This is a genomic window from Bartonella sp. MU37NMGALS, from assembly GCF_042194015.1.
GTDB lineage: Bacteria > Pseudomonadota > Alphaproteobacteria > Rhizobiales > Rhizobiaceae > Bartonella > Bartonella grahamii.
In genome coordinates this window covers 1-513 of sequence record NZ_JBHIML010000177.1, presented here as the reverse complement: position 1 = coordinate 513, position 513 = coordinate 1, and the positions used below count along the sequence as shown (strand labels likewise).

2 pseudogenes are annotated in these 513 nt (G+C 44.6%); both read left to right on the top strand.

Features of this window, described 5'->3' with window-relative positions:
- A pseudogene (locus tag ACFIJP_RS09800) lies at window positions 1-381 on the top strand (phage tail protein); the annotation flags it as partial.
- Window positions 382-391: 10 nt separating this feature from the next.
- Window positions 392-513 (top strand): annotated as a pseudogene (locus tag ACFIJP_RS09795) (phage tail protein); the annotation flags it as partial.

Genomic DNA, 513 nt, shown 5'->3' with positions numbered 1-513 from the left:
GTTCCCGATTTGCGTGGTGTTTTTTTACGAGGTGTTGATGATGACCGCGAGATAGACCGCTTTCGTTATCTTGGCACTTTACAAAATGACGCTATGAGAAAGCATGATCACGGGAGGCAATCCTTTACGATTTTGAATGATGAAAATCAGGAAGAGAGTTGGCATGGTGATATGACGATCATCTGGGGATATGTGTTGAATGACCAGCAAAGGTTGAAGCTTGCTGAACGTTTGGGCGTGAGAGCAGAGGATATACGTGTGCACCATAAGCTCGCCTTTCCCCATTCCCACCTTCATATGCGTGATGTTACATTGGCAAGTTCAGGTGCAAGTGAGACGCGTCCGATTAATATGAGTGTTGTGTTTGGAATCAAGACGTGAGGTTTAGTAGATGTCCACGATTTATGATTGGTCTTTAACGGCATCTGAGAATGGTGGTGCTGATGCTTTGATTAATTGGTCAGAGGGACAGCACCCTAACACGGTTAATAATAGCGCTCGTTTTATGATGCA